The organism is Phenylobacterium sp., from assembly GCF_031412415.1.
Classification (GTDB): Bacteria; Pseudomonadota; Alphaproteobacteria; order Caulobacterales; family Caulobacteraceae; genus Phenylobacterium.
In genome coordinates this window covers 1-4,991 of sequence record NZ_JANOCX010000205.1, presented here as the reverse complement: position 1 = coordinate 4,991, position 4,991 = coordinate 1, and the positions used below count along the sequence as shown (strand labels likewise).

Here is a 4,991-nt window from a genome sequence, read left to right as displayed (position 1 = left end):
GGACGGCGGATTCTGGTCGTCCGCATCGGGGTTGACGGTGTCGTCGGCGGCCGTTTTGACAGCCTCTTCGACTTGTTTGATGGAGGTGACCTTTTCCCAAGGGATACGGACGCCGTTGACGGTGATGAGGGTCTTTCCGTCGACCTGTTCGACGCCTGTCACGACACCGTCGACATAGGTCGTCGTTCCCAGTCCGGCTCCGGTGGAGTCCTTGGCGGTCACGCGCAGGGTGTAGGCGCCGCCGTTGGGCAGCTGGGCGCCGGTGCGATCCTTGCCATTCCAGGTGTAGCTGTGCTCGCCGGCCTTGAGATCGGTGGGTTTCACCGTCTGAACGACACGGCCCTTGCTATCGAGCACCTCGACCGTCAGGTCGCTGGCCTCGCCATCAAGCTTGTAGGTCCATTCGGCCTTGCCTGCGTTGAGCTTGGCCTCGGCGCCGGTGGCGCGGACTTCCTTGCCGATCAGGCTCACCGCCGTCTGAATGCCAGACCCGGTATTGCCGACAAGCTTTTCGAGCAGATCGTTGGTGAGGAGCTGTTGCTCCACCCCTGTCATCTGGACGAGTTGCTGGGTGAACTGGGTCGAGTCCATCGGCGACAGCGGATCCTGATTTTTGATCTGCGCGGTCAGCAGGCTCATGAAGGTGTCGTAGCTCTCGACCAGGCGCGTGCGGCCCCCGGCGGAGGCTGAGGCGCCGCTGGCGGCGGCTGTGGCGTCGACGGCCATGGGCGTCTCCTAGATTCGGACATCGACGCCGGACGAGGTCCGGCGCTGAAGGTTGAGGGCGCTGGCGGCGGCGGCGTCAGCCGCGTCGCCAGCGGTTCCGAGCACGGCCTGAAAGGCCCGGCCGCGCCAGGCTCCGCCATTCGCCTGCTGATTTTGCTGGTCGGCCCAGGCCGAGCGGCCCTCGCCGCGGTCGCCCGCGACGTCGAAGCTGAGCCCGCCCGAGACGTCGAAGCCAGCCTGTTCCAGCGCACGCTGCAGGTCGGCCGAGCGACCGCGCAGCTCGTTGGCCGCGTGCTGGGTCTCGAAGGACATGGCCGCCGTCATCTTGCCGTTGGCGGCGATCTCGACCGCGACGTTGACCTGGCCGAGGCCGGCCGGATTGAGTTCGACGTCGAAGCGGGTGGAGCGGCCCTCCAGCTTCTTCACGATCTGGGCGGCGAGGTTGGCGACGGTCTCAGGCGACCCGCGAACCGCGGTGTGGGTCGGGGGGGGCACCGCGGCGCCGGCCAGGGTCGCCGTGCTGGTAGGGGCGGGCGGCTGCCCGTCGGGCGCATCGGCGTTGTCGGGCTTGGTCTCGCGCACGAGCGGCGCGGTGGCGTCGATCTCGATTGCGAAGGCGTCCTCGGCGGCGCCTGTCGCGCTTGCCGCGGAGGCGGCAGAGTTGGGGGCGACCTCCAGAGCCGGGTCGAGAGGCGGGCCCACCGGAGCGGCGGCGGACTTGCGTAGCGCGTCAGTGGTCTTGCCGGGACGGGCGGGCGCGGACTTGTCCTTCACAGGTTCGGTCACTGCCGCGATCTCGGGCGCGAGAGCCTCGACGGAGGCGGTCACAGGCGCGGGCGTGACCGGCGATGCGACGACGGGCGGCGGAACGGCGGGAGGTGCGTTGGCGACTTGCGCGCGCGGCGTGTTCAGGCCTGGAAGCGGCTGCGATAGATCACCGGCCTTGTCGTCCGGGGTCCTGGCATTGGTGGCGACCGCGACGTCTCCGGCCGCGACCGCGTCGGCCGAGACGGCTTCGGCCGCGAGCGCATCGTTCTGCGTGGGCCTGACGGCGGCGGCGAGGTCCTGTGGTGCGACGGGGGTGAACGGGGGCGGTGAGGCCGCCGTGGTCGGCGCCTCTCCATCCGGGGCAGGCGTGGCGGGTGGCGGCGTCGCCAGCGGCGGAGCCGCGAGCTGAGCGGCGAAGGCGAGAGCGTCGGCGTTGGCCCCTGGCGTCGCGCCAACGTCGGTGGCGGGGGCGTCGGTCGCGCCGGCCTCATCCTTGGCGATCGCCTCGCCAAACAGACCCAGCGCGGCCTCGTCCTCGCCCGGGGCGCCGAAGAACGTCGCCAACAGGGCTTGAAAGCCCGTGGCCTGACCTTTGACGCCAGGTCCAGGCGCACCGAAGGCTCCGGCGGCCGCATTGGCGGAGGGCGATATGGGCGACGACGTTGTCATTTCGTCCGGGATCGGCCCTGAACAGGTGGGGCCGGATCAAAGGAAGCGCTTCCTGCGCCGCGTTCATTCGGAAGGGTTGGAGCAACCTTTGCGCCAGTTCGCCGACAAGCCCATAAAGCGTTGAAAATACAAGAAAAATGGTGAACCACACACTGTCTGTCGGCCCTTTGGCGGCGGCGCTTTTTGCCGAGCGTAGCGGCGTGGATAGGTCGTCCCTGCCGGTCTGGGCCGGCCGCGACGATGGACGAGCTGACGCAGACTTCGGGCGGCACGACCGGACTGGCGCCGGTCTTGCGCCGTGTTTCGCGAGTTCATTGCGCCCAGAAGGGGACGACATTGAAAACGCTGTACTTTTTGGAGCCCCTCGCGCGGGCGTTCACCATGGTCCCGGCAGAATCCGCCGGGTGTGGTGACAGGCTTTGCCGAGGCGAGAGTTAAACCATGTCGCTGACCACGATCCTGAAGACCGCCTCGTCGGGCATGCTGGCCTCGCAGATCAGCCTGCGCACGGTCTCCGACAACATCGCGAACGTGAACACGCCCGGCTACGTCCGGAAGATGGCCGATCAGAACTCGTTGGTCGTCGGCGGCATGGGCATGGGCGTCGAGATCTCCGGCGTCAAACGCATCACCGACCAGTACCTGCAGATGGCGACGCTGACGGCCTCGTCCGATGCGAACCGGTGGGACGTGGTCTCCCAATACCTCGACAATGCGCAGAGCTTGTTCGGCGATCCGTCAGGCGACAACTTCTTCTTCAGCAAGCTGGACGAGGTGTTCAATGCCTTCTCCCAGGTGTCCGACGATCCTTCTTCGTCCCTGCTGCGAAGCCAAGCGCTGTCAAAGGTGCAGGACCTGCTGAGCGAGGGCGGCCGGATCGGCGGACAGATCAACGATCTGGGCAAGACCGTCGACGCGCAGGTGAAGGCCGATGTGGACCGCACCAACGACCTGCTGGACACCATCAATCGCCTGAACGCCGACATCAGCCGCGCCAAGCTGGCCAACGCCGATTCCTCGGGCTCGGAGAACATTCAGAGCCAGCTGGTCGACGAGTTGGCGACCCTGATGAACGTGCAGGTCGCCCAGAAGCAGACCGGCGGCGTGACCATACGTTCGGTCGAGGGCCTGATGCTGGCCGGCGACGGAAGGGCGGCGAAGCTCAGCTACAACCGGACCGACGCGACCGCGGGGTACATCGCCGTCGAGCCGACGAATGGCATCGGCTTCGCCCAGCCCATCCAGGTGACGGGCGGTCGCATACGCGGGCTGCTCGACCTGCGCGACGACGTTCTGCCCGGGATTCAGGATCAGCTTGGCGAGTTCATCAGCCGGGCGTCCGAACAGATCAACGCCGCACACAACAAGTCGACCACCATTCCGCCGCCGAAGGTCTTGCAGGGGCGGGACACGGGCCTGGACCTGCCGACGGCGGTCGCCGGATTCTCAGGTCAGACACGGATCGCGGTGCTGAACCAGGCCGGTGTGGCGCAGAGCACCGTGGCCATCGACTTCAACGCCATGACCATGACGCCGGGCGGCGCCTTCACCCCCGCGAACTTCCTGACCAATCTGAATGCAGCCCTCGGCGGCGCGGCGACCGCCACCTTCGTCAACGGGGCGCTGAAGCTGGAGGCCGCCGGCACGAACGGTCTGGCTATCGATGAGGGCACCTCACAGAAGGCCGGCAAGGCCTTCTCGCACTTCTTCGGCCTGAACGACATGATCCGCACCGGCGCGACGTCGACCTACGACACCGGCCTGCGAACCACCGACCCTCATGGCTTCACGGCGGGCGACACGATCAGCTTCCGGCTGGCTCACCCTGACGGCAAGCCGATCCGCGACATCAATGTCGCCGTGCCGGCCGGCGCCACCATGGCCGACCTGCTGACGTCGCTCAACGACCCCACCACGGGCGCTGGCCTGTACGGGACTTTCAGCCTGGACAGCAAGGGCGCCATGACCTTCGCGGGCTCGGCTCCGAACAACGCGACCCTGTCGGTGACTCAGGACCTGACGGAGCGCGGGGTCGGCGGCCGGTCGATAAGCCAGCTGTTCGGGTTGGGCGCCCTCGAGCGGTCCACTCGGGCAAGCCGCTTTAAGGTCGACCAAGCCTTGACGTCCAACCCCATGAAACTCAGCCTGGCGACGCTCGATCTCTCGGTGGCCGCGGGTCGGCCGGCGATCGCGGCCGGCGATGGCCGGGGCGCACGGCTGATCGCCGCGGCCGGTGACGTCGTCGCGAACTTCAGCGCCGCGGGCGAGCTCGGCGCGGTCAGCATGACCGTGTCGCGCTACGCCTCGGAGTTCGGCGGGTCGATCGGGCGGCAGGCCCAGGGCGCCGACACCCGAAAGCAAAGCGCGGAGTCGGTCTCCAACGAGGCCATCGCCCGCCGTGACTCGGTGGAGGGCGTGAACATCGACGAAGAGCTCGTCCGCCTGACCACCTATCAACAAGCCTTCAACGCCTCGGCCCGGATGATCCAGGCCGCCAAGGACATGTTCGATGTCCTGACCAACATGATCTAGGGCCAGCGCCATGAACCGCGTTTCCACCACCGGCAACTACAATCAGGTCCTCTCCAACATCATGGCCGCCCAGCAGCGGCAGATGGAGGCCGGCAACCAGGTCGCGACCCAGAAGAAGGGCAACGACCTGAAGGACTTCTCTCGCAACGCCGACATGCTGACCGCCATGCGGTCCATCGACGTGCGGCTAAGCGGCTACCTGGAGCAGAACAAGCTGATCGCCGACAAGCTGACCACTCAGGACTTCGGCCTGAACCAGGTCGCCGAGTCGGCCGACGGGGTTCGCCAGGCGATCG

The 4,991-nt window shown here is 67.4% G+C and carries 4 protein-coding genes and 1 pseudogene; 3 read left to right on the top strand and 2 right to left on the bottom strand.

The features are described from left to right. The coding region (locus RMO04_RS10060; protein ID WP_309644648.1) for a flagellar hook assembly protein FlgD at positions 1–726 on the bottom strand (726 nt) is incomplete at its 3' end. 9 nt (positions 727–735) lie between these two features. Then, on the bottom strand, positions 736–2,058 hold the full coding sequence (locus RMO04_RS10055) for a flagellar hook-length control protein FliK (RefSeq protein ID WP_309644647.1): 1,323 nt from the start codon (positions 2,056–2,058) through the stop codon (positions 736–738). 85 nt (positions 2,059–2,143) lie between these two features. Here RMO04_RS10055 and RMO04_RS10050 point away from each other — a divergent pair, with 85 nt between their 5' ends. The 3 genes and pseudogenes from RMO04_RS10050 to RMO04_RS10040 all read left to right on the top strand — a co-directional run. Then, on the top strand, positions 2,144–2,287 hold the full coding sequence (locus tag RMO04_RS10050) for a hypothetical protein (RefSeq protein WP_309644646.1): 144 nt from the start codon (positions 2,144–2,146) through the stop codon (positions 2,285–2,287). A gap of 317 nt (positions 2,288–2,604) precedes the next feature. After that, complete coding sequence (flgK, locus tag RMO04_RS10045; protein WP_309644645.1) at positions 2,605–4,695, top strand: flagellar hook-associated protein FlgK; 2,091 nt, start codon at positions 2,605–2,607, stop codon at positions 4,693–4,695. Positions 4,696–4,705: 10 nt separating this feature from the next. Further along, positions 4,706–4,991: pseudogene (locus RMO04_RS10040) on the top strand (flagellin); the annotation flags it as partial.